This is a genomic window from Micromonospora eburnea (assembly GCF_900090225.1).
GTDB classification, from domain to species: Bacteria; Actinomycetota; Actinomycetes; order Mycobacteriales; family Micromonosporaceae; genus Micromonospora; species Micromonospora eburnea.
This window is the reverse complement of record NZ_FMHY01000002.1, coordinates 2,299,768-2,319,910: the sequence shown is the minus strand read 5'-3', so window position 1 is coordinate 2,319,910 and position 20,143 is coordinate 2,299,768. Positions and strand designations below refer to the sequence as shown.

The following is a 20,143-nucleotide window of genomic DNA, read 5'->3' as shown; positions in this document are numbered from 1 at the left end:
CACCGTCAACGAGTGGTTGTAGTCGGCATCAGCCGCGTACCCGGGAGGCGTCGACCCCAAGGATGCCCGCCAGCGCCGGGTGAACCCGCCCTGGATCGATCGTCGTAACCGTGTACGTAGCGACCCCCGCCACGACAAACGGGTCTTCCGCAAGAATCCGCTCGACTGCTGCACGATCGACGGCGCAGGCCACGATGGCGCCGCCCTCCGCCGAGGGCACCGCCTGCCCGGACACCAAGAACGTCCCCTCGTGGTGATAGCGCTCCAAGAAGAGGACATGACCGGCGACGAACGGCTCCGCTTCCTGCTCCGACCCCGTGTACTGCAGGAACAGCAAGTGCAACATCCGAATCCCCTCAGTTCCTCAGGCGAGCGACACATCATGGCACCTGCTGACCGATTCTGAAACACGGCCTAGCTTGATTTTTAACCTGTGCGGCGTGGCCTCGGGTTATTCGAAGTCTTCGTTTTCTTCGTGCCGTGTCGGCGGCCACCAGGAATTCCCCGCAGACGGCCAGTTAGTGGGGAGCCATCTGGCCGCTATTGATCACGGTACGTGTTGGTAGTGCCAGCGGCTCGGGTTGGCTGTGTCGGGGGCGTCTGGACGGTGCCGACGGGGGCGAGCGCGGTGTTCAGCATGGCCATCATGGCGGGTGTGGGGTCGCCGCCCCACGGTGCGGTGGTGAGGGTGATCTGGTGGGTGCCGTTGAGCGAAGTGAACGACAGTCCGAGGAAGCCGGGCCCGCCACCGCCGTGCCCGACCACGGTGGTGCCGTCGAGTTCGGCGACCTCCAGGCCGAGTCCGAAGCCAGTGCCACGTGGGTTCCGCATGTCCCGCAGCTCGCTGGGGCGTAGCAGTCGCCCGCCGATCAGGGCCCGGTAGAACCGGTTGAGTTCGGCTGTCGTGGAGATGATTTCGCCGGCGGCCCCGGCCATGGAGGGGTTCATCATGGTCACGTCGACAGGCACGGTGCGGCCCTGCCGTTTGACGGGGATGTACAGGTTGGCGTGCGGGCCGGTGACCAGGGGAAAAGTGCCGGGCAGTTGGGTGTGTCGCAGGCCGAGGGGGTCGAGGAGGCGTAGCCGGATCTCGTCCCGGTACGGCCGGCCGGTGACTCGTTCGATGAGCATGCCGAGCAGGATGTAGTCGGTGTTCGAGTACGCCTGTCCGGTGCCTGGCGGGAACGCGGCGGGGTGGGCGGCGGCGACCGCCACGAGTTGGCTGGGCGTGAAGGTGGTGAACCGGATGCGTAGGAAGCTGTCGTTGTCGGGGAGCAGGGCGGCGGTGTAGTCGTACAGGCCGCTGGTGTGTTGAAGCAGGTTGCGCACGGTGATGGCAGCGTCGTCCGGTGCCAGGCCGGGCAGCCAATGCTGGAGGCTGTCGTCCAGGCCGAGCCGGCCCTCGCCGACCAGTTGCAGGACCACCGTGGCGACGAACGTCTTGGTGACGCTGCCCGCCCGGTACCGGCCGCCGACCGGGGCCGGGCGGGTACCGCCTAGTTCGGCGGTGCCGCTGGCGCCGCGCCAGACCGAGGAGTTGGTGCGTACCTCGGCGATCGCCCACACGGCGCCGGCGGCCACCACCGCGTCCAGCGCGGACCGTAGGTCAGGGCGGGCTTCCTGGCCGGACCGACCGAATGCGGCCGTCCCCGGGTGGCCGGCCGCCAACGCGGCCCCACATCCGGCTATCCCGGCCAGTGCCGCGCGTCGTGTGAGTCCCACGTGTCGTCCCCTTTTGACAACGGATCTACCGACGCTGATCATGCCCATGCCGCCGAGGCAGCCGCATCCGGTTGCAGACCTAGGTGAAACCCCGAACGCGACCGCGACGTCAACGCGACAGCCTGCCGTCGCGATCGCGGAGCGTCACGTAACAGATGGCCGTCCTTGGGGAATTCCAACTGGCCGCTGACAGTGCCGCCTTTCAGTTTTGTGCTGGTGGTGGCGGTGACGATGTGGACGTCGTGGCGGGCGGCTCGGTGGCGGTTGGGGTGTCCGGGCGGTCGCCCAGGGCCTGGCCGGGAGGGTTTCGGTGCGCGGGCGGGGTTGCCGGCTTTGGTACGTAGGTGCCGAAACGCGCGCCGGACGCGGGCGGACGTGAGCCGCTCGGGTGACGCGGGGTGTTCCCACGGGCGGCGCAGGTCGGCGACGGCGCCTCGGGCGAGGCGGAGTTGGGTGTAGGCGGTCAAGACGAGCCAGGTCCAGCGGTCGGCGGCGTGCGGGTCTCGCAGTTTCGGGCTGGTCCAGCCGAGGGTTTGTTTGAGCATGCGGAAGGTGTGTTCGATGTCGAAGCGGCGTAGGAACGCCTGCCAGAGCAGGTCAACCTCGGCGTCAGTGGCGGTCGCCTGCGACCACCAGAGCCAGACGGGTTTCGCGACGGCACCTGGTGGCAGCCGGTCGACCTGGAGCAGGATCACGGTGCCCTCGATGATCGGCAGCGGGCCGTGCTGGCTGGTCCAGGCGGTGCGGTGAGTCAACCACGGGTGCAGCCGGTGCCAGGCCCGCACGGTTGCGGTGCCGTAGAGACGGGTGTCGGTGGTCGTGGCCACGTCCGGGGCGCCCCAGCTGCCCGGGTCGCCAAAGATGAACTCGCCGCCATGCCTTGGTGGGCGGCCGGTGGTGCCGGGCAGCCGGGGTGGCGCGGGCCGGCGCAGCACCCGGTCCGAGCGCATCCGCACCAGAACCTCGGGAATGCCGGCCCGGCTCAAGCTGGGCGTCCCGCGCAACGGCTGAGGTCCTCCGCCCCTGGGGCGAAACCCTCGTCGAGCCGGGCCCGAGCCGCTTGACGGCGAGGCACCCCAGCGCCCCGACCGGTCGCACCCGCCATGGTGTTGAACCCGTGGTCGGTCTCGTGACGGTTGATCGGCTGTCAACCGAAGGGGTGTCAGGCCGGCGGGCCGGCGCGCCGCTGTACTGGCCGCAGGTCACTCCAATGTCGAAGGAGTTTGGTATGCGACTGCGGTTCTCGGCCACTGCGGCGTCGACCCTGTCGGCCCTGGTGGTGCTCGCGCTGATGCCGGTGGCGTATCCCGCCTTCGGCGCGGACGTGGGGTCGGCAGGGGATGAGGTCGCGGCTCCGTCGCCCTCGCCGTCCGCCGCCCACACCCTCTACCGGGTCGGTGGCATCGGCTGCGACGGTCACCCTCAGTATGAAGCGGCCGGCACGGTCACGCTGTCTCGGCTGAACGGCCAACTGCGGGTCAGCATCGAGGTCACCGACAACCTTTATCCGGGACAGTCGTTCAGCGTCGAGGCGTGGGAGGAGGCACCCGGCTGCTATCCGGACAATGCTCTCAGGGTGCCGGGAGCGGGGCTGACCACGGATTCTTCCGGTGCCGGCTCGACCTCATTCACGCTGCCCTTCCCATACGGCCGGACCTTTCCCGACGGCAGTACCGTCACTCTCGGCGATGGTTTCGGCACCGAAAAGCTTGTCCTGGTGCTTGACCGGACCAACTCCACCGGTGCCGGCGACTCGTACGCGGCCGGTCCGCTGCCGCTGCCAGAGGAGCCGCCACGCGACGGTGATGGCGACGGGGTGCCCGACGACCTGGACCGGTGTGCTGACTCTTACCCTGGCTACCCGGTCGACGAGATCGGCTGTGCCCGCCCGTTGGAGATCGACTGGTCGGTGCCAGCCCGCTTCACCGGCATCCCGTCGAACACCCCGGCGCAGGTGCAGCACACGTCATACCCGGCAACGATCATTGTCGGCTTCCCCGGTGGGGCGCCGTGCGACCCTGGCCTGACGTACCGCATCTCGACCGGTGGCCGGGACTACTCGCTGACCGGCGGCTGCGAGCAGGCGGTGTCGTACGACACCGACGGCTCGCACGTCGTGCAGGTGCAGGCCAGCGCCGGTGGGCGGCAGGTGGCGGCTGGTGCCCGCGCGATCCGGGTCAGGGACCTGTTGCTCGTGGTGCTCGGGGACTCCGTGGCGGCGGGTGAGGGCAGTCCCGCCGCAGGTAATCTCCGGTGGCAGGACACGCGCTGCCACCGATCGGCGGCGGCTGGCGCGTTGGGCGCGGCGGCGGCTCTGGAACAGGCGGACCGGCGCAGCTCGGTCACCGTGGTGCACCTGGCCTGTACCGGCGCGTCGATCGATGCCGGGCTGCTGGGTGACTTCGGTGGCATCACCGGGGTGCCGGGCCGGCCGATCCCGGCGCAGGTGCCGGAGGCGAAGCGAATCATCGGTTCGCGTCAGCCGGACGCGGTGCTGGTGACCGTGGGAATCAACGACACCCGGGTCGTCGAGGACGTCCTGATGCCCTGCCTGCTGGTCCCGTTCTACGACTGCACCCGCCGGCAGGCCGTGTTCGACCGTAACCTCGCTGCGCTGCCCGCCGGGTACGACCGGCTGTCCACGGCCCTGACCGGGACGCTCGGGGTCGGCGCGTCGGACGTCTACCTGAACGAGTACTTCAATCCGTTGCGCAAGGGGCCGGTCGAGCCATGCCAGGTGCTGAACCTGTCGCCGGACGAGTCGGTGTGGGCGGACGGTCGCGTGTTGGGCGGGCTCAACGCCGCTGTCGGGGCCGCGGCGACACGGCACGGATGGCAGCACGTCTCCGGAATGTTCGACGAGTTCACCAACCACGGCTACTGTGCCGCGGCACCGTCCCGGTGGGTACGGACGATGCCGGAGTCGCTGGCCGGGCAGGGCGACGTGCTGGGCACGTTCCACCCGAACGAGGCGGGCCAGCGCAGCTACGCGCGGCACCTTGAGGACTCGCTGCGGCACCTGGTCGAGTAGACCGGACCAGATGTCCCCGGGAGAGGCGTCGCCTTGCGCCTCCCCCGGGGTAGGCCGCTCAGCGCCCAGCGGGCGGCGGGCTCGACGCCCGCGACTGGTAGTCACCGACCTCGTCGGCCCGGATCAGGCCGTCCTCGATCGCCCTGGCCAGCAGCGCCGTTTTGGTCGGTGCCGGCCGCCCGACCTTCGCGAACTTGATCCGGGCCCGGTCGATGTACTGCCGCACGGTCGCCTCGCTGAGCCCCATCCGGCTGGCCACGGAGGATTTCGACATCGACTGGAACCACAGCAGCAGCGCCGTCCGTTCGCGTGTCGACAGCTGCGGCCGCTGGACCGCCTCCTCGGCCAGCATCGCCCCGGCCACGGACGGCGTGACGTACGGGCGGTCGGTGGCCACCGCGATGATCGTCTCGACGCAGTGCTCGCCGCTTTCGTGCTTGGCGATGAAGTTGGCCGCGCCCGCCTCGGTGACGGTCATGATGGTCTTCGGGTCGTCGTGGTTGGAGTAGACGATGACCCGCCGCCCGTCGGCGCAGAGGTCAGCGACCTGGTCGGTCACGAGCACGCCGTTGAGCTCGAGGTCCAGCAGCAGCACGTCGGCGTGGCAGCCGGGTCCGTCGAGGACCGAGGCGATGGTGGGCCCGCTGGCGATCACCTCCGCCCGCCGCAGCGGATCCTGCTCGATCCACGATCGGATGCCTTGTACCGCAACGGGCTGGTCCTCCACGACCGCGACGGTCACTCGGCGGGCCATCGCGTTTCGATCCATATGCGTCCATTCTCTCGGTGCTGGTCGATGGCGACCTCAGAGTGCGGATGCACCGCAACATCCGGGGCGTCGGCGATGACGCTGAGGACCACGCCAGCGTCGGTGCCCACGACCGTCACCCGGGCGTACGTCCGGGCACCGCTGAGCACCTCGATCGGCGCCTCCGTCAGGGCCCGGCGCACGGCCACCGGCGGTACGGGCAGTACGCCCACCGCGTTGAGCGAGACCATGACCCCCCGCCGCTCGGCGACGTCGGCGCAGGCACGTACCTCATGCAGCAGCGGCTCGGGGTTGTCGTCGGTCTCCGCGATCAGGCGGCGCAGCCGGGCCGCCCCCACCGCGCAGCGGTGCCGCATCCCCGGCTCGGCGGGATCCGCCCCGGCGGCCAGTTCGGCGAGGATCGGCGCGGTGGCGCGCCGCAGCGTCTGGAACCGTTCGGCCCGGGCCAGCGCCACCACCTCGATCGCGGTCCGCCGAGCCATCGCCTCGGCCCGCCGGGCCGAGTTCTCGGCGGCCCACCGGGCGGCTGTGTCGAAGCCATGGGTGCTGATGCTGTAGCCCAGTTGCAAGGTCAGGCTGCCCAGGATCACCATCACGTACCGCGCGAAGGAGATCCGGTCGAGCGCGTCCGCGACGATCATCACCCCGAGCATCAGCAACGCGTTCGCCGCGAGGAACACCAGCAGTTCGGCCAACGGTCGGCGCCACAACACGATCACGGCCAGCCAGCCCACCGAGCCGGTGGCCCAGTTTGCGGGGGTGTCCAGCGTCCCAGGAGGACATGCGGCGAGCAGTGCCGCGGCGACGCCCACCGCAGCGACGGCGAGCAGCCGCGCGGCCCGTCGCCGCGTCGCCCCGGTGAGCAGCAGCACCGCGCCGACAGCACCGATGACGACGTACACCAGCCAGACGCCGGCCACCAGCCAGGGCCACCGGTACACCGTCCAGTTGATGATGGCCGACGGCAGGTCGAACCCGAGGTGCCAGCAGCCGGCGATCACGACCGCGGCGATGGTGGCCCCGCGGGCATACCTGGCCGCCACCTGCGCCGTCACACCGGTGGCCGTTGCGTCGGCGGTCCTGGCGTCGGTGCTCATCGCGGCCATCGCAGCAGCACAGTCGTCTTATGGCCCACGTCGGAACTGACCTCGGCATCGCCGTCCACCGAGCGCATCCGGCCGACGATCGCCTCCCGGATGCCGTACCGGTGGCCCGGCACCTGTCCCGCGTCGAAACCCGGACCGTCGTCGGTGATCTCGACCCGAATCCGGCCGTCGACGGCGGTCAACCGGACCTCGACCCGGCCGCCGCGCGCGTGTCGGGCGACGTTGGCGAGCGCCTCGACCGTGGCGCCGGTGAATGCAGCGGCAACCGGTGCTGGCGCTGGGCACGCTGCCAGTCGCCAGTTGATCGGCAGACCGGTGGAAGCGCCGGCCGCACGCAGATGGGCGTCGAGCGACACCGTCTCGTCGACGCGCGGCGCCTGGCCGACCTGCCCGAGTAGGGCCAGTTCCCTGGCGGCTCGCTCCCGGAGCATGGCGGAACCAGCCGGTACGCCGCCGGCACCGATGGTGACCAGGGTAGCTAGCACCGTATCGTGCATGCGCCGGTTCTGTTCCCGTTCGTCAGCCCGCCGGACCCGTTCCGCTTCGGCGGCCTGTTGGGCGGCCCGGGCGGCGGCCAGCGTCTCGTCGGCGGCACGGGCGGCCCGCCGTAGCACGGTCATCAGCGCCGCCGTGGCGGCCACCTGCACCACCTGGATGCCGGCGGGCACCAGCCCTCCGTCGGCCGCACCGCCCCACCGCGCGCCGACAAGGTGCGCGATGACGATCACGAGCCCGGCCGGTACCGCGACGTGCGGCCGCCAGGCGAAATTCGCGATCACGATGCTCATGGTGGCCAGGCCCGCGATCCAGCTCACCCCGCCGGGCAGGATCGGTTCGGCGACCAGCCTCCCCTGAGCCAGGCAGAACACGGAGGTGACGGCGAGGTCCACGGCCATCAGCCAGCCGCGCAGGCCGGTGTCCAGCGCGATCCAGGCGAACACCGCCGACCAGCCGATGCTCACCGCCACGGCGACGACCACGGGCCACGCGCGGACCGGCGGCACGATGCCCACCAGGGCGGCGGTGCCGCCGACGACCGCGACGGTGGTGCGCATCGCCGCGCCACAGAGCGCGGTGACCCGGTCCAACGCGTCGTTCGCGGGCAGCATCCGAGCCGAGTCGCTCACCGGCCCGGCGGACTCGCTTGTGGACATATTTCATGGCACCACGCGCGCTGGACGTGAGCGACCGCCGAACGTATGACATCCGAAGTGCCGTCAGGTGGTGCGGATGGCCCGCTGCTCTACTGGCCTCACCGACCGTCGTCCAGATCGGTAGCCCGGGCGGACGTGGTACGGCCGGCGCATCGGGTCGGGCGGGTCCACGGTCGGCGAAGGAGGTGAGAGAGTTGATTATCGCAACGGGACTGGCAGTAGGTCTGATCCGTATGGCGATTCGTGGCGTCTCGGCGGCTGTCCGGGAGGACCCTGAAGCCGCAGAGCAGGCGGCCAAGGTCGTCGGCAAGGGGGTCTGGAAGGCGGCCAAGTGGGCGGCCGGCAGCGCCGCCGCAGGCGTCATCGGGGACGAGGCCGCACGGGTCATCCGTGGCTCGTGACCGGGAGCGGCCGGGTACGGGAATACCCGGCCGCCAGCCCTCTGCCAGCTCTTTCGTCAGCCCGCACGGCCAATTGCCCCCGGACGCCAGATAGTCACCGACGCCGATTCCCGGGTCCCGTGCGGCCGTAGTCCCGAACGGCTGGCCGATCCGTCGAACTGATCTACGAATGATTCGCCGCAACCGCTGCCCGGTCAATGTTTGCGCGCCTGCGGGCTGAAGCCGACGCAATGCAACAACAACGACACCCCGCGCAGCGTGTATCGCAGCCGGAACAGCCGGGCGATCAGCTCCGCCACCCGGGCCAGGGTCCAACGCTGGTCTTCGACCCAGCCGTGCGCGGCGGGGCCCTCCTCAAGCGCAGCCGCGAGGGCATCGAGCTGGGCGTCGGATAGCCGGCAACCACTACCCGACGGGCCTTTCGAGGCCAAACCGGCCGCACCCTGGCCAGCCACCGCCGTCGCCAGACGTACACCGCGTTGTGCGACACCCGAAGCCGCCCGGCGATCTCAGGACGAGGTAGGAGCGGTAGTCGTAGGTCCCGTCGACCTTGTCGAGCGCGCAGGTGAGGAATACGGACAGGTACCTGGTGTTGGTCACGGCGAGCTGCGGGACGAAGAAGGTCGTCGGCGTGGGCGGGCGGATCAACGGCGGTGCCGGTGACGTCGTGCTCGACCAGGTGGTGCCGTCGTTCGACCTGGCCTCGGTGACGGTCCGGGCGGTCGCGGTGCAGAGCACCGCCCCGGCCGGCTGGAACGCCACCTCCTTCGCGCTCTGCGCCATGCCCCGGCGGGACTGAAGCGGATCGCGGTGACCGGAACGAGCGTCAGCAACCCGCAGGCGAACCGGATCGGCTCCTGCCCGGCTGGCAAGTGGCTCTACGGCGCTGGCGCGGACATCAACGCCGGCATCGGGCAGGTGCTGCTCACCGGCCTCAACATCACCACGGGTGACACCCTGCGGATCTGGGCCAACGAGGACGCCGACGGCCCCGCCGGCACCTGGAACCTCACCAGGTACGGCATCTGCGGCTGTTGCCCCCGGCGGCCGGGCACCCGGTGTGCGGGCCCGGCAGGACGCCCGGCAGGACGCCCGGCAGGAGCGGTCCTGCCGGGCGTCCTGCCTGTCGCCACCGGTTCGCCGCCGGTTGGCTTGCGGTCATGACACAGACCTGGAAGACCCTGTCCCGGGCCACGGCCGCGGGGCTGCTCGCGGCGAGCGTCGCACTGGCCGTGCCGGCCGGCGGCGTCGCCGCGCCGCCGGCGGCGTCCGACCGGGACGCCACGGTGCTGGACCTGATCCCCGCCGACACCCGCGACGCGATGCTGGCGCAGGCCCCGCTGGTCGACGCCGCCACCGGCATCAAGGCGGCGGTGGGCGCCACCACGCGTCCGGGGTTCGCCGGCATCGGCCTGGTCGGCGACCACGTCGTGCTGTGGTGGAAGGGCAGCCTGCCGTCCGACGTGGCCGCCGCCGTGGCCACCGCCCGCCGGATCGCGCCGGTCGAGGTGACCGCCGCCCGCTACTCGCGCGGCGAGCTGGCGGCCGCGGCGGCCCGGCTCGCGCCCGTCGCCGACCGCCACAACGCGGTGCACGGGGTGCGGCTGCGGGCCGACGGCAGCGGGGTGGAGGTGGCGGTCGAGCCCGGCGCCACGCCGCCGAAGCTGCCCGGCACCGGCGTCCGCACCACCGTCGTACGTGCCGAGGAGCTGACGCCGCGCTCCCGCGAGGACGACAGCGCGCCGTGGAGCGGCGGCGCCCGGATCTGGGCGGGCGCGGGATGCAGCACCGGCTTCGGCGTACGCGACGCCGCCTCCTCGGCCGGCTACCTGCTCAGCGCGGGGCACTGCGGCGATATCGGCGCACAGTGGACCGACGGGGCCGGCGAGCCGATCGGTACGCAGACCCACAAGAACGCCGACCACGACACCATGCTGATCAGCACTCCCTCACCCGGCGGTCACGTCTACGTGGGCGGTTCGCACGACACGGTGCGCGCCCGGGTGACCGGCTGGACGGAGGTCTTCCCCGGTCAGCTCCTCTGCCAGTCGGGGGCGACGTCGGCGTGGGCGATCGGGCGGCCGATCTGTAACCTGCGGGTGGAGTTCCACTACGACGACCGTGAGGACCTGGTCGAGGCGACCCAGCTCGACGGGGAGGACTCGGCCCGCAGCGGCGACAGCGGCGGGCCCGTATACGCGGTCAACGCCGACGGGACGATCCTCGCCGCCGGCACGACGACCCGCTCGGCCGGTCCCGGCTTCGGCTTCCAGGACTTCGCCACCGCCCGCGACGACTTCGGCGACCTCGTGCCGGTGACCGGCGCGCAGACCAGCACCTGCCGCGTCTCGTACGTGGTCACCGACTCGTGGGCGACGGGATTCGCCGCCGCGGTGACGATCTACAACGACGGCCCGGCCCGGACCGGCTGGAACCTCAGCTGGACCTTCGACGGCGGCCAGCTCGTCCAGGGCCACTGGGGTGGCGTGTTCAACCAGACCGGTTCCGCCGTTCGGGTGAGCAACGACGCGTGGAACGCGTCGCTGCCGGCAGGCGGCTCGGTGAGCGTCGGCTTCACCGCCGACGGCCCGGCCACCATTCCCGCGTCGTTCCAGCTCGACGGCGACACCTGCTCCTGACCCGTCCGACCGGACCGGTGGGCCCGACGCCGCGGCGTCGGGCCCACCGGTCACTCCGCCAGTTCGCGGCGCAGCCGGGCGCGCAGGCCCCGCACCTCGGGCGCGTCCAGCTCGCCGCAGCGATCCAGCGCCCGGCGGCGCAGCAGCCGGGCGTCCGCGGTCCCGGCCGGTGCCACGGAGGCGAGCGCCGCCAGCGCCTGCGCCTCCCACCAGGGGCTAGCGACGGCGGCGAACAACCGCTGGGCGCGGCGCAGCTCGCCGCGCGCCGCCGCCGGCTCACCCAGCTCCGACAGCGCCAGCCCGTGCCGGTACGCGGCGAGCGCCTCGCCGAACGGCGCACCGGCCCGCCGGAACATCACCCCGGCGTGGCCGTACTCGGCGACGGCCTCCCCGAGCCGGCCCAGCCCGGCCAGCGCCGCGGCGAGACTCATCGTCGTACTCGCCTGCCCGACGAGCGCCCCGGTGCCGCTGAGACCGGTGTCGCCGCGGTAGAAGGCGAGGGCGGCCCGGTGCAGTTCGGTCGCCTCGGCGTACCGGCCGGTAGCCGCCAGGGCGCTGCCCTGCACGTTGGTGGCGCACCACGCGCCGAGTTCGTAGCCGACCCGACGGAACAGCGCCACGGCCCGCCGTGCGGCCGGCACCGCGGTGTCGGCCCGTCCGGTGCGCACGGCGATGGCGGCGCGGTAGGTCAGCGCCCACGCCTGCTCGCGCGCGTCGCCCAACCGCTCGGCAAGGTCGAGGGCGCGGTCGAGGGCGGCCAGCGCCTCGGCGTGCCGGTCCCGGCAGAAGTACCGGGCCCAGCCGAGGAAGTTGAGCAGCACCACCTCGTCGCGCTGGCTGCGCAGCTCCTGCGCCGCCGTCACCCCGAGCGAGAAGATCTCGTCCCAGCGGTGCCGGTGGGTGGCGACGTCGGAATACCAGTGCAACGCCTTCGCGACGCGTACGACGTCGGCGTGCCGGCCCTGGCGGGCCGCCTCGCGCAGCGCGGCGAGCCAGTGCGCGGACTCGCGGTCCAGCCAGCCGGCGGCGGCCCGGTGCCCCGCGAACGGGGTGGCGGTGCCCCGACCGGTCGGGTCGAAGGTGGCGGCGGCCCCGACTGCCCGGTCGAGCAGCCAGGTGAGCATGCGGTCGTGCGCGGCGCGCCGCTGCGACGCGGTCTCGTCGGCGTCGAGGCGCTCCTGGGCGAAGAGGCGGACCAGGTCGTGGAACTGGTAGCGGTCGCCGCACGACGACAGCAGGCCCGCGTCGACGAGTTCCTCGACGGCCGGCAGGGCCGCAGCGTGGTCGGTGCCGGCCACCGCCGCGACCAGTTCGGCGTCAAAGTCGACGCCGGGGATGAGCGAGGCCCGCCGGAACACGGCCGCCGTCGCCGGGCAGAGCTGCCGGTACGAGACCTCGAAGGCGGCGCGTACCCCCAGGTCGCCGGCGGTCAGGGTGGCCAGCCGGCGGCGCTGGTCGCGCAGCTGGTCCACCAGGTGCCGCACGGGCCAGTCGGGGCGGGTCGCCAGCCGGTTGCCGGCGATCCGCAGGGCCAGCGGCAGGTAACCGCAGAGCGCCGCGAGCTGGTCGACGCCGGCCGGGTCCGCGGCCACCCGGCGGGCGTCCACGATGGCGCCGATCAGCGCCCGCGCGGAGGCGGGCTCGAGCAGCCCGAGCGGCACCCGCGCGGCGGCCAGCCCGGCCAGCGGCTGGCGGGCGGTGACCAGCACGAGGCAGCGCGGGCCGGCGGGCAGCAGCGGTCGCACCTGCGCCTCGTCGGCGGCGGCGTCCACCACCAGGAGGAGCCGGCGGTCCCGGGTGAGGGTCCGGAACAGCTTGCCGCGCTGCCCCGGTTCGGCGGGGATCCGGTCCTCGGGCACACCGAGCGAGCGCAGCAGCCCGGCGAGCGCGTCGCCCGGCTCGCCCCGACCCGATCCGGTGGCGGCGAGGTCCACGTAGAGCTGGCCGTCGGGAAACGCGGCACGCGCCCGGTGCCCGGCGGTCACGGCGAGGCTGGTCTTGCCGGTACCCGCCGGACCGTGCAGGACGGCCACCCGGGGCCCGGCGTCGTCCGGCCCGGCCGACGTGCCCGCCGCCAGGTGCGCCAGCGCCGCGAGTTCGGCGGTACGGCCAGTCAGGTCCGGCACCGGCGCGGGCAGCTCCGCCGGCACGGGCGGGCCGGACGGTTCGCATCGGACGGCGTCGCCGGCCGGCCCGGGTGCGGTGCTGCCCACGCCGACCGGCCCGGATGCCCGCTCGCCGGTCACCACACCGCGCGCCTGCTCCGGGACCCGCCCGGTCACCGCCGCCTCGGACGCCTCCGCCTGCGGGCACCCGGTCATCGCCGGGTCGGGCACCGCGGGGCCGGCCATCCGCCCGGCCGGCTCGCCGCCGCACGGGACCGGCGCGGCGGGACGGGCCAGGTCGAGGAAGCGCCGCCGGTCGGCGGCGTCGAGGTCCAGGGCGTCGGCGAGCAGGGCCAGGGTGCGCCGCTGTGGACTGCGGACCCGGCCGTTCTCCATCTCCCGGATGCCGCGCACGCTGGAGCCGGACGCCTCGGCGAGCATCTCCTGGGTGAGCCCTCGGCCGCGACGCAGGGCGCGCAGCAGGGCGCCGAAGCCACTGTCGACGGGCACGTTCCCCCCATGCACCAGACGTCCGCGGTCACGTAGCGCATCGATGATCGCACCGAGCGCTGCCGGCCGGCAGGGCCGGCACGGGGTGAGCCTGACCACAGGACCGCCGTGACGTGCCCTGTCGCCCGGCAGACGGACGCGTCACGGCGTGACGAGAGGCACCGAGGGCGTTGCTGGCTACGGGGGTTATCCCCGGTGCGAATGTGGGTGAAAGCTGTTGTCGGCCGCGTCACGGTCGCGTCCGCGGCACCCTCGTGAGTCCCGCAGCGTCGCACCGCAGGCCCAGCCGGAAGCTGATGGGCCGGCTCGGCTGTCACTGCCGGCACCGACCGTGCCGTATCCGGTGGGTACGGTCAACCCGCACCCGATCGACCGCTCCCGTGCCGACCCGTGGACGGCCACCCCGGCCCACCGCGAGCTGATGATCAGCCTCTGGTACCCGGCCACGGACGTGGGCCGCTTCCCGCGAGCGCCTCATTTGGCCCCCGGCGCGGCGGCCCATGATCGTGCTGGCGTGCTGGCAGACGCCGGCCGCGATCCGGCACGCCGACGTCGACCGGATCACCGCCCTGCTCCGCCGCAGCCATGTCAAGAACGCCCTGCAGGTAGCCGAAGCCCTCGTCGCGGCTGCCCGGCAGCAGACCGTCACGCCGCCCGGCCAACGCGCCGCCACCGTGGTGGTCGAGCAGATGGCTACCGAGATCCTCGCCCTGGAGCGTTCCATGAGCTACGGGACCCGCGTTCAGGGGGCTTTCCTCGGATCGAAGTTGGACCGGCGTTCGCGCACGGCTGCTACGGCCTCGGCGACCCGGGCGTCGAAAGCGTCGAGTTGCTCGGCTTCGGCAGCGCTCGCGACGAAGGCGCGTCGATCGCAGGCTGTGCCCGCGCGCCATATCCGCTCAATCGCGCGTGTTGCTGTGATGTCCGTCAACGGGTTACCGGATACGAGGACCAGGTCCGCGCGCTGCCCGGCCGCGACCCGTCCTCGGTCGGCGAGGCCGAACACTCGTGCCGGTTCGGTTGTGGCAGCGGCCAGGGCCTGTGCCGGGCTGATGCCGCACCGGACAAGGAGTTCCAGCTCCCGGTGCAGGCTTGCTCCGAACACGGTCCCCGGGTTCGGGGCGTCGGTGCCCGCCAGCAGCGTGACCCCCGCCTCGGTCAGTCGCCGCACGTTGTCCTCGGCCCGTGAGTAGGGCGGCATTGCCCGGTTACGAAATCCTGAGGCACCCGAGGTCAACCGGCGGGTCCAGGCGTCCCCGAGGGCCTCAGCGAGCCGCGGGTCTCCTGCCACTGCTGCGCCACCCGGTTCACCGAGGGTGTTCTCGATGGTGGCCAGCGTCGGACCGACCACGATTCCGGCCTCGGCGATGCGTCGGGCCAGGGCCTTGTCCAGCTCGGCGTCCGCGGGGACGTGGGCCATCACGTCGACACCGGGGGACACGACCTCCTCGACACCGGCCGTCGAGCTCACGTGCGCGACGACGACCAAGCCGCGGGCGTGCGCGGCAGTGCCCAGTGCTTTGATGGTTTCGGAGTCCAGCGACGGCCAGAGACTCCCGGTACCGGAAAAGATCTTTAGATAGTCCGATCCCTCCGCAATCCGTTCCGCCACGAACTGCTCAGCCTGGCCGGCGGCGGTCAACGTGGGGAACGGGGCATACATTATCGACGGGTGCCCGCCGGGCGCGGTGGCACCGACACCCGAGGAACGCACATCGGCCACGTCCGGACGGGAGCCGGCCTGCTCCTTGGCCCTGGCCACCAGGTCGGGTTTGCTGAACATGTCGAGAACGGTGGTAACGCCGAAGGTCAACGACTGCTCGAGGGCGCCGGGAACGAGGTGCACGTGCGCGTCGATCAGACCGGGAAGCACAGTCCCGCCACCCGCGTCGATCACTTCGTCGCCTTCCCGGGCGGCCGAGGCCGCCGAGCACTCGGTGATCAGCCCGTCAGCGAACCGGACCGAAGTCCAGTCCTGCGACCTCGTCCCGTCGAATACCTTCGCGTTCACAATCGTTGTTGCCGCAGCCACGACGTCCTCCCCAAGGGATCCTGACAACCCGGACAGAAGAGGTTCACCCAACGTGAGGGCCCCCGGAGGTCCTCGACCTCGCTAGCGGAAAGCCTGCCGGTCCCACCAGGACCGATCAACGAGCAACCCAGCCATGAAACAATCACCAAAAGGAATCGATTGACGCGAGGAGGGCAGTGGCGATGGAGGTCCGGCAGCTGCGCTATTTCGTCGCCGTCGCCGAGTGTGAACACTTTGGCCGGGCCGCGGAGTCCCTGCACATCGTGCAATCAGCGGTAAGCAAGCAGGTCGCGCAGCTGGAACGCGAACTCGGACTGACCTTGTTCGACCGGTCCCACCGTCGGGCCCGGCTCACCCCGGACGGCCAGGCATTCCTCGCCCACGCGCGCCGCGCGCTACGCGGCATCGATCGTGCCGCCGCTGCCGCCGTCGACATCGCCGCCGGTAACACCGGCTTACTGCGCATCGGCAGCAGCGTCGTGTTCAACCCGCGTATCGAAGCTGCTCTTGCATCTGTCCGCAACGCCCAACCCGGCATCACGCTCCAGGTGACAAGCTCCGCCTCAACGACCGGTCAGCTCGCCGCCCTCGCCGCTGACGACCTCGATGCCGCATTCGTGACAGCGCCACCGGACACCCCGGGCGTGCGGGTTCATCACCTCTGGGACGAGCCGCTCGTCCTGGCCGTCCCCGCCGCATACGCCCGCATCGCCAGCAACCTCGCCACGCTCGCTGAACTCCCCCTGGCCCGACCCGCCCGCGCAGATAACCCCGGCGTCTACGACCTGGTCACGGCCGCCTGTCAAGCGGCCGGTTTCACCCCCCGCGTGGGGCCGGCTCTGACCCGAGTCCAAGACCTCTTTGCCGGGCCCATTGCCTCTGGAAGGTGCTGGACACTGCTCCCCGCCGGCGCCGTCTCGCAAGACTCCACCGCCGTCGCCCTCGTCCAGCCAGACCCACCGTTCCGCGTCCCCGCCGCACTCGCACTACCCGACCCCGCACCCCGTGCCTCCGCGCTGAGCCTGCTCGCCGCTGCACGGACCAGCACAGCAACCAAGCAGGCATCGAACGGTAGTTGACCTGCAACTACCGTTCGTGGTTGCCAGCAGATAGGCAGGAGGACCTCGTGATCGACCTCCCGCACGAGCGCGATCAGCTCACCACCCGTGTCTTGCCCCGGTTCACCGAACTGCGGACCCACGTCTACGAGCAGATCCAGCGGGCCAAGCGCGGGCCGGCCGCGGCCCCACAATCGGCGCCGTGACGGTACGGCCGTGAATCCAAAGGTCGTTGTCGGCCTCGCTCGGCCGGCACCGCGGTGCGGCGGACCCGGCCTCGCACCGAGCCCGCCGCACCAGCCCCACACGCTTACCCGTTGGCCAGGACAGTCAGGACCGCCCCGGACGGGTCTGTCATCAGAAGATGCGCGTTCGGCTCGTCCCGGACGGAAGGCCCGCGATCGGGCCGACTGCGCCATCTCGTCCAGGTTGCCTGGGTTCGCCCGTGAGATCGATGTCCATGACGGCAGGGCCGCCGCCTGCCTCCTCGAACTCCGCGTCGGCGCAACGGACCCGTTCCAGATCCCGGCCGGTGACCACACCGATGCGAGCCTCGTCGAACGCTTCGGGGAGATCGGTGATGAGCCAGACCGCGTCACCCTCGTCGACAACGATCGCTGTCGCGGCGCCCAATACCCGTGGTTCACGTTCACCCTCGAACGGCCGGGCCCCCGCGGCGTAGGCGTTTGCGCGGGCGTACACCGGTTGTTTCACGTCGAGGTACTTCTGCTGGTCGCTGGGTGGCTGGTCGTCGAGGCGGGCCAGGTACTCGTCGAACGATGCTGGATGGCCGTCGTATCCGGCGGTGCCGCCCAACGGTGGCCCCTCGCCCTCCGCGCCCGTCGCGTAGGCTGCGCTCGGGTCGCCGCCCAGGAAGAGGTTCCCCACGTACCTGTCATCGCCACCGTAGATCACCGCGTACCCGGCGACTTGGGTGCTGTGCGGCCGGTGATACGGCGTAGCGCGGTCCAGCACCGGCTCCAGCCGCAGCGTGCCACAGATCAGGTTGTTGACGAAGGCACCTCCCTGGCTGAACAGCTCCAGCGCCGCGGGCGAGCCGAAGACGTTGTGCTCCACCAGGTAGGGGCCGTGGCTGACCTCGACGAAGAGGTCCCGGCTGTTGTGGTAGTAGACGTTGCGCGACAGCCGAGTGCCCTGTGCCTGCCAGTCCAGCCACGTCCCGAGCGAGCAGCCATGGATCCGGTTGTGCCGGATCAGCACGTCGATGGCCGCGTGCAGCTTGATGCCGGCGATCTCGTACCCGTAGAACTCGCGCTTCACGCCGATGTCGTAGATGTGGTTGTCCTCGATCGTGGAGAACGCACATCCGAGGTGACCCACGATCGCGTTCTGGCCGCAGTCGTAGATCGTGTTGCGGCGGATCACGTGCGACCCGATGTGCTCGCGGTCCCACCCGATCTGGCGGGCCGCGAAGACCGACTCCAACTGGTACTGGTAGCCCGGCTTGTCCCCGCGCAGCGCCGAGTGGTTCTGCCCGGTCGAGCTTTCCTTCCCGATCGAGATCGCCGAGCACTTGGCGTCATGGATCACGTTGTCCTCGATGACCCACCCCTTTGCCCAGTTGGGCCCGATCAGGCCCGGCTGATCGGCGGTCGGTGGTGCCCACGGGCTGGCCGCGTGCGCCAGCTCGAATCCGCGGACCGTGATGTAGTCCAGGTGTGGCTGTTCCGGGTAGAAGACGCAGCGGCGTACGTTGATTTCGACCAGCTCCGTGTTCGGGTCGGCGCCCTGGAAGTTGGCCCAGATCGTCGTCTGCTCACCGACCTCGGCATACCAGACGAGCTGCGTCTGGTCGGGATTGCGGACCGGATGGGTCACCCTGGTCCAGTCGTCGACGACCTCGGTGCGCCGTGGCGGATCGTCGACCTCCGCCCGGGTTGCCACCTCGTAGAAACTCACCCCGTTCAGGTAGACGTCGCCGAGGTGCGTGCGTGGCGCGCCCTTCCGGTAGACGATCCAGTCGCCGGCCACCTCCTGCACGAACGGGTTGAACGAGCCGAACAGCGAGTTGTCGACAACTGCCTTCCATACCGTCCCGCCGAGTGGCTCCCAACCTGTTATGCGTTCCGATCCCTTGATCACAACATGCTCGCCAGCCGCCGACTCGTAAGTGATGCGGCGGGAGTCGCTGAGGCCGCCATAGCGTGGCTTCACCCACTCGCGGTACTCCCCCGCGTGCACCACCACGGTGTCACCGGGCTGCGCGACGCCGGCCGCCCGATTGATCGTCCGGAATGGCCGCTCGGCGCAGCCGTCGGCGCGATCCGAACCGTCGGTCGCCACATGGAATACGGATGCCATCGGGCGGATCCTTCCTGGTTCGGTGCTGGGCGGTCATAGTACGGGCGCTTGCGAGCCGGCGCGTGGCTTCCGGCTGAGCCGGGCCCGACGCGTGGGCCGGCGCTGGCCACTTCCGCACGGCGGTGGCGGGCGCATGCTGAGCCCGGAGTCAGGCGGCGCGGAATCGCGACATCCGACCCCGGGGCTCGTCCGCTGCCCGCCGGCGGGGCTCCCCCGGGCCCCCAAGGCGTCGGCCAGGCACCATGGGTCGCCGCGCATAATCATGGACCTGTCGATGTCGTCGGCCCTGTCCAACCTCGAGCATCGGAGCGTACCGTGGTAATCCCGTATGAAATGGAGGAAATAGTCTCCGACCTCGCCGGCTCAGTACGGCTACCCCGTCGCCAGGCAGGCAGCTCACCGCAGGGCATGGCAATGACCTTGATAGCGGACTACACCGCGCGTACGCGTGCCTGGCTGCCCTCGGCGTCGATCGTCGCGCTGCTGGGTGAGACAGGGGTCAGCACCGCCGGAGCCCGCACGGCCATCAGCCGGCTGGCCCGCCGAGGAGTCCTCGAGAGTTGCCGGGAAGGGCGGCACAGCTCGTACCGGCTGACCCAGGCGGCCGCCGACGAACTGGTGAGCGGCGGAGCGTGGATCGTCGGATTCGCCGCCGGGCTGGACTCGTGGGACGGGTGCTGGACGTTGGTCGCCTTCTCCTTGCCCCAGGAGGCGAACGGTCACCGGCGCGCGCTGCGGGACCAGCTGCGATGGCTGGGCTTCGCGTCGCTGTTCGACGGGCTGTGGGTCTCCCCCGACGCGCTGAACCCGACCGTCGAGAATGGCCTCAGGGCCTTTGGCATTGGTGCGATGAGCGTATTCCGAGCGCGTCACGTGGACCTGGCGAGCACGAGTAACCGGTCCCCGCTCGAGGCCTGGGACGTGGCCGCCATCGCCCAACAGTACGAGACGTTCATCCAGCGGTGGGAGCCGCTGCTCCCGCGCATCCGTGCGGGGCGGATCACTGGCGCCCAGGCGGTCGGGACCCGCACCGAGGTCATGGATACCTACCGGCGCTTTCCCGTCCTCGACCCGCATCTGCCCATCCATCTGATGCCCCCCGGTTGGCCCCGGGCCCGCGCCCGGGAACTGTTCGTTTCGGTCTACGACGGCCTCGCCGAACCCGCTCAGGAACATGTCCGCGCGGTCGTCGCCCGGTTCGCCGACTCACCCGATCCGGGCATCCGCGCTCATACGACCAGGGATCTCAGCGCGGGCGCAGGCACCGCGTAGCGGCCTCGGTGCTTCAGTTCCA

General features: G+C 71.4%; 17 protein-coding genes and 1 pseudogene. 8 read left to right on the top strand and 10 right to left on the bottom strand.

All coding sequences use genetic code 11. The features are described 5' to 3' along the window. Window positions 1-28 precede the first annotated feature (28 nt). The 3 genes and pseudogenes from GA0070604_RS10970 to GA0070604_RS33490 form a co-directional block, all read right to left on the bottom strand. Window positions 29-337 (bottom strand): YciI family protein, encoded by a 309-nt coding sequence (locus GA0070604_RS10970; protein WP_208602014.1) that lies wholly within the window; start codon window positions 335-337, stop codon window positions 29-31. 203 nt (window positions 338-540) lie between these two features. Then, window positions 541-1,722 (bottom strand): serine hydrolase domain-containing protein, encoded by a 1,182-nt coding sequence (locus tag GA0070604_RS10965; protein ID WP_244161836.1) that lies wholly within the window; start codon window positions 1,720-1,722, stop codon window positions 541-543. Window positions 1,723-1,922: 200 nt separating this feature from the next. After that, window positions 1,923-2,687: pseudogene (locus GA0070604_RS33490) on the bottom strand (transposase); the annotation flags it as partial. A gap of 263 nt (window positions 2,688-2,950) precedes the next feature. Here GA0070604_RS33490 and GA0070604_RS10955 point away from each other — a divergent pair. Continuing rightward, window positions 2,951-4,753: a GDSL-type esterase/lipase family protein gene (locus GA0070604_RS10955; protein ID WP_091117853.1), complete on the top strand. Its 1,803-nt coding sequence runs from the start codon at window positions 2,951-2,953 to the stop codon at window positions 4,751-4,753. A 58-nt stretch (window positions 4,754-4,811) separates the two neighbouring features. Here GA0070604_RS10955 and GA0070604_RS10950 read toward each other — a convergent pair whose 3' ends face one another. Genes GA0070604_RS10950 through GA0070604_RS10940 form a run of 3 tightly spaced genes read right to left on the bottom strand, consistent with a single transcriptional unit; the run spans window position 4,812 to window position 7,782 of the window. Further along, on the bottom strand, window positions 4,812-5,507 hold the full coding sequence (locus tag GA0070604_RS10950; protein WP_244161834.1) for a response regulator transcription factor: 696 nt from the start codon (window positions 5,505-5,507) through the stop codon (window positions 4,812-4,814). Beyond that, complete coding sequence (locus GA0070604_RS10945; RefSeq protein WP_141721268.1) at window positions 5,492-6,619, bottom strand: hypothetical protein; 1,128 nt, start codon at window positions 6,617-6,619, stop codon at window positions 5,492-5,494. The genes GA0070604_RS10950 and GA0070604_RS10945 overlap by 16 nt, the downstream gene beginning before the upstream one ends. Further along, window positions 6,616-7,782: a sensor histidine kinase gene (locus GA0070604_RS10940; RefSeq protein WP_091117850.1), complete on the bottom strand. Its 1,167-nt coding sequence runs from the start codon at window positions 7,780-7,782 to the stop codon at window positions 6,616-6,618. The genes GA0070604_RS10945 and GA0070604_RS10940 overlap by 4 nt, the downstream gene beginning before the upstream one ends. A 185-nt stretch (window positions 7,783-7,967) precedes the next feature. Here GA0070604_RS10940 and GA0070604_RS31740 point away from each other — a divergent pair, with 185 nt between their 5' ends. Then, the gene (locus GA0070604_RS31740) at window positions 7,968-8,183 is read left to right on the top strand and encodes a hypothetical protein (RefSeq protein WP_141721267.1); all 216 of its coding nucleotides are present in this window, start codon (window positions 7,968-7,970) and stop codon (window positions 8,181-8,183) included. Between the two features lie 194 nt (window positions 8,184-8,377). Here GA0070604_RS31740 and GA0070604_RS32950 read toward each other — a convergent pair whose 3' ends face one another. Further along, the gene (locus tag GA0070604_RS32950) at window positions 8,378-8,614 is read right to left on the bottom strand and encodes a helix-turn-helix domain-containing protein (protein ID WP_208602013.1); all 237 of its coding nucleotides are present in this window, start codon (window positions 8,612-8,614) and stop codon (window positions 8,378-8,380) included. A 134-nt stretch (window positions 8,615-8,748) separates the two neighbouring features. Here GA0070604_RS32950 and GA0070604_RS10930 point away from each other — a divergent pair, with 134 nt between their 5' ends. Genes GA0070604_RS10930 through GA0070604_RS10920 form a run of 3 tightly spaced genes read left to right on the top strand, consistent with a single transcriptional unit; the run spans window position 8,749 to window position 10,822 of the window. Continuing rightward, window positions 8,749-8,982 carry a hypothetical protein gene (locus tag GA0070604_RS10930; RefSeq protein ID WP_141721266.1) on the top strand — a complete coding sequence of 78 codons (234 nt, stop codon included), beginning with the start codon at window positions 8,749-8,751 and terminating at the stop codon, window positions 8,980-8,982. Window positions 8,983-8,993: 11 nt separating this feature from the next. After that, window positions 8,994-9,347 (top strand): hypothetical protein, encoded by a 354-nt coding sequence (locus GA0070604_RS10925; protein WP_091117848.1) that lies wholly within the window; start codon window positions 8,994-8,996, stop codon window positions 9,345-9,347. Then, window positions 9,344-10,822 carry a cellulose binding domain-containing protein gene (locus GA0070604_RS10920; protein ID WP_091117847.1) on the top strand — a complete coding sequence of 493 codons (1,479 nt, stop codon included), beginning with the start codon at window positions 9,344-9,346 and terminating at the stop codon, window positions 10,820-10,822. The genes GA0070604_RS10925 and GA0070604_RS10920 overlap by 4 nt, the downstream gene beginning before the upstream one ends. A 50-nt stretch (window positions 10,823-10,872) precedes the next feature. Here GA0070604_RS10920 and GA0070604_RS33485 read toward each other — a convergent pair whose 3' ends face one another. Next, window positions 10,873-13,437 (bottom strand): helix-turn-helix domain-containing protein, encoded by a 2,565-nt coding sequence (locus GA0070604_RS33485; protein WP_244161833.1) that lies wholly within the window; start codon window positions 13,435-13,437, stop codon window positions 10,873-10,875. 742 nt (window positions 13,438-14,179) lie between these two features. After that, window positions 14,180-15,469 (bottom strand): amidohydrolase family protein, encoded by a 1,290-nt coding sequence (locus GA0070604_RS10905; RefSeq protein WP_091117845.1) that lies wholly within the window; start codon window positions 15,467-15,469, stop codon window positions 14,180-14,182. 182 nt (window positions 15,470-15,651) lie between these two features. Between GA0070604_RS10905 and GA0070604_RS10900 the strand changes: the two genes are divergently transcribed. Then, window positions 15,652-16,548, top strand: a complete 897-nt coding sequence (locus tag GA0070604_RS10900) for a LysR family transcriptional regulator (protein ID WP_141721265.1) — start codon at window positions 15,652-15,654, stop codon at window positions 16,546-16,548. Window positions 16,549-16,595: 47 nt separating this feature from the next. After that, on the top strand, window positions 16,596-16,733 hold the full coding sequence (locus GA0070604_RS10895; RefSeq protein ID WP_244161832.1) for a hypothetical protein: 138 nt from the start codon (window positions 16,596-16,598) through the stop codon (window positions 16,731-16,733). A 151-nt stretch (window positions 16,734-16,884) separates the two neighbouring features. On the opposite strand, the gene GA0070604_RS10890 is transcribed toward GA0070604_RS10895, so the two are convergent. Beyond that, window positions 16,885-18,849 carry a right-handed parallel beta-helix repeat-containing protein gene (locus GA0070604_RS10890; RefSeq protein ID WP_091117843.1) on the bottom strand — a complete coding sequence of 655 codons (1,965 nt, stop codon included), beginning with the start codon at window positions 18,847-18,849 and terminating at the stop codon, window positions 16,885-16,887. A 414-nt stretch (window positions 18,850-19,263) separates the two neighbouring features. Between GA0070604_RS10890 and GA0070604_RS10885 the strand changes: the two genes are divergently transcribed. Beyond that, window positions 19,264-20,121, top strand: a complete 858-nt coding sequence (locus GA0070604_RS10885; RefSeq protein ID WP_341845337.1) for a PaaX family transcriptional regulator — start codon at window positions 19,264-19,266, stop codon at window positions 20,119-20,121. Window positions 20,122-20,143 lie beyond the last annotated feature (22 nt).